We start from the raw sequence: 4,226 nt of genomic DNA, 5'->3' as shown, positions 1-4,226 counted from the left end.
TATGAGTTATGCGACAATGACAATTCAGGGGACGAACAAGAGCAGTTTGATTTACCGAGTAAAGACGCTGAGATATTAGCTGGTCAGGTCAATGTGTCTGTACGTTATTATACCGATGCAGCCAATACCAATGAAGTAACCGGATTGTATACCAATGTTAGCAATCCAGAAACGATTTATGCTGTATTAACGAATGACAATACAGGCTGTAGCACTCAGGTGGAATTTGATTTGATTGTAAATCCGTTACCAGCCATACTAAGTCCAACACCATTGGAGGTTTGTGATGATGGTACACCAGACGGTTTAACAGCGATCGATTTAAGTGTAAAAAACGCAGAGATCAGTGGAGGCAACCCAGTGTATTCAGTGACATATTATTTTGATATGAATGATGCTGAATTAGAAGAAAACCCATTAGCCATACCATACACAAACGTCAGTAATCCACAAACAATATATGCACGAGTAGAAAATATAGAAACGGGATGTTTTGATACAACAGCATTAGTTTTAGAAGTAGAGCAAGCACCAGTAGCCAATACACCGACACCATTATACTATTGTGATCCGGACAATGATGGTTTTGGGGTTTTTGATCTAACAGCAGCAGATAATGAGATAACAGGCGGCGAACCAGGCTTAACAGTTACGTACCACGAAACCTTTGCCAATGCAGATAATAATGTAGATGCAATAGACACAACGGTAGGTTACAATAACATTTCAGAGTACAACCAGACGTTGTATGTAAGAGTTGAGAGTGCTACCATCGCTACGGATTGTGCAACATTTGTAGAATTGGCATTAGTGGTAGAAGACACGCCACAACTCATAGAGCCAACGGCATTAGAAGCATGTGACGACGCTTCAGCAGATGGCTTTGCACTGTTCAACTTAACAAGTAAAGAAGAAGAGCTGTTAAATGGAGCAGACCCTACGCTTTATGACATCAGCTACTATGAAACGGAAGACAATGCACATGAAGCAGATAACCCAATAGCCAATCCAACAGGATACACCAACACGGTAGCTTTTATGCACGAGGTATGGGTACGCGTAGAAGACCCAAATACGGCAGAAGGCTGTTATAAAGTTGTACGTTTAGAGTTAATCGTTAACCCATTGCCAGTCTTGGTACAACCAATGCCATTAGAGCTGTGTGATGTTAATAATCCAGGAGACGAGCAGGAAGCCTTTACATTAGAAGACGCCAATGCAGAGATTTTAAACGGTCAGACCGGAATCAGCCTAACCTATTATGAGACTGAGGACGATGCAGACAATGCAGAAAACCCAATATCAAGTCCATATGTGAATACGATGAATGCTCAGACGATCTATGTAAGAGCAGAGAACGATGTTACAGGATGTTACAGTACCATAACAGTAACCTTACGTGTAAACCCAATACCATCACCAGAAGCAGATCCAGACCCAATAGAAGTTTGTGATGATGACAACGATGGTTTTGTAGAGTTTGATTTAGAAATCCGAACAGTAGAGATTACCAATGGGGAATCCGATGTAGTTATCACCTATCATGAGACTCAGGAAGAAGCCATTCAAGGCGATAATGCCATTACAGGATTGTACACCAATATTGTAGCCAACAATCAATTAATTTATGTCAGAGCAGAGAACACCATTACCGGCTGTTTCAGTTTAACTCAGAACACATTAGAATTAATTGTAGTGCCAGCACCAGAAGTGCCAAGCAATCTAGAACCATTAGAAGTTTGTGATACTGATAACGATGGTTTTGCACCATTTGATTTAACAGAGCGCAATGAGGATATTTTAGGTAATCAAGACCCAACAGAGGTTGTGTTAACCTATCATGTTACAGCAGACAATGCAGAGACAGGAGACAATCCAATAATAAACGTAGGGAACTATACCAACACGATGAATCCACAGACGATTTATGTAAGGTTATATAACCCAACCACAGGATGTCAGGATACAGGTGAGTTTGAAATTATAGTACAATTACCACCAGAGCCAGTACAACCAACACCATTAGAAGTGTGTGATGATTTAGATGAAGTACCAGGCGATGAGATCACGGTATTTGATCTAACGGTAAAAGACTCAGAGATCACAGGAGGCAATGCCAGTTGGTCTGTAGCATACTATGAGACCAGTGCAGACGCACAATCTCAGACAAATGCAATTCCAGATCCAACAGCATATACCAACACATCGGTTAACGGTCTTGCAGCCAACCCACAGACCTTATATGTTGTAGTCACTGATACAGATACTGGCTGTACCGCAGATGTTACTATGACTATAAGAGTGTTACCAAACCCAACACCAACGCCAAGTGAGCAAATCCCAGATTTAGAACTGTGTGATGATATCAATACAGGCGATGGAGTAGAAGTGTTTGATTTAACAGAAAACGAAGTATTGATATTAAATGGAGAAAACGGAGTAACACCAACCTATCATGAGAGCTCAGAAGAAGCCTATGCAGGAGAGAATGCTATAGCTGACCCAACGCAGTACACCAATGTAGACACACCAGAACAGGACATCTACGTAAGAGTGACCAATGATGCAACCGGTTGTTATGCTGTCGTAAACTTTACAATATTTGTGCATCCATTACCAGAAGTAGTGGCAGTAACCGATTTTATACAATGTGAGCTGAATACAGACGGATTTGATAGTTTTGATTTAACCACCAAGGATGACGAAGTCTTAAACGGACAAGACCCAACGCGTTATATCGTGACGTATCATGAGACCTTAACAGACGCCGAATCCGAGATGAATGCACTGGTAAGTCCGTATACCAACATTAGTAATCCACAAGAGATCTATGTAACAATCACAGATAACGTAACAGGTTGTTCTATCAGCACACAGCGATTTAACCTTCAGGTAGATGAAGCAGCACAAGCCAATCCAGATCTTCAGGATATAACTTATGAAGCCTGTGATGATAATATAGAGAATGATGGAGACCCAAGTGATGACAGTACACAATTCACGCTATCAACACAAGATGAATTTGTATTAGACGGACAAGATCCGGCAAACTATATAGTAACTTACTATGCAACAGAAGCTGATGCTAACTTAAGTGTAAATCCATTACCAGACTTGTATGAAAACGTGGTCAACCCACAAGTGGTATACGCAAGAGTAGACAACAACACCTTAACGGTGATACCAATCGCTTTAGATTTAACAGCGCTTAATGCAGGATTAGATTTAGATGCCAACGGCACTATAGATACCTATGATACCGATGCAGATGGAGTATTTGATTTAATAGATGTCGATGGAGACGGCTTATCAGACGGTATCGATGCCAATGCAGATGGATTGTATGAGTTTGTAGATACAGATGGAGACGGAAACGGAGACCCAGTGGATCTTAACAACGATGGAGTATTTGATAACCAGCAAGACGGTTCAGTTTGTTACGAAGTAGCACCGTTAACACTTCAGGTTAATCCAAAGCCAAACTTTGATTTAGCAGATAGTTACATTTTATGTATCGATACCAATGGTACAGAAATTTTAGATCCATTAGTGTTAGACACAGGATTATCAGATGCAGATTACAGTTTTGAATGGACCTTCAATGGAGAGGTTATAGCAACAGAGACGGGTTCAAGTATGATGCCAACTCAAGGAGGAACCTATGGAGTATTGGTAACAGATATGACCACATCAACCGAGACCAATTGTGAGACCTATGATGAAACCCTTGTAATCGAAAGTGCACCACCAACATTAATAGCAGACGTAGTAACACAAGTTTTTGGAAATGGTAACGTTATAGAAGCACTAGCTACAGGAATCAGTGAGTACGAGTATAGTTTAGACGGAGGTCCATGGGAAGAGCCATTAGAAGATGGATCTATACAATTTACAGGAGTATCCCAAGGGTTACATACAGTAACGGCTAGAGACAAGAACGGTTGTGGAATAACAAGTATGGAGGTATTTGTGATAGATTATCCGAAGTATTTTACACCAAATGGAGATGGTATACATGAAACATGGAACATAGAAGGTATTGGAAGTAATGCCAAAATTTATATATTTGACCGCTACGGGAAACTGCTTAAGCAGATCAGCCCGACAGGTCAGGGATGGGACGGAACGTTCAATGGCAACAACATGCCATCTAGCGACTACTGGTTTACAGTAGAATACGAAGAACCCCTTACCAACCAAATTAAAGAGTTCAAAGCCCATTTTAC

General features: G+C 40.8%; 1 protein-coding gene. It reads left to right on the top strand.

Translation table 11 applies throughout. The features are described from left to right. The coding region (locus tag P7122_RS15710; protein ID WP_278006752.1) for a T9SS type B sorting domain-containing protein at positions 1-4,226 on the top strand (4,226 nt) is incomplete at both ends.

Source organism: Winogradskyella marincola, from assembly GCF_029624125.1.
GTDB classification, from domain to species: domain Bacteria; phylum Bacteroidota; class Bacteroidia; order Flavobacteriales; family Flavobacteriaceae; genus Winogradskyella; species Winogradskyella marincola.
Note: the sequence above shows the minus strand (reverse complement) of the source record. Positions and strands in the feature narration are given on the sequence as shown.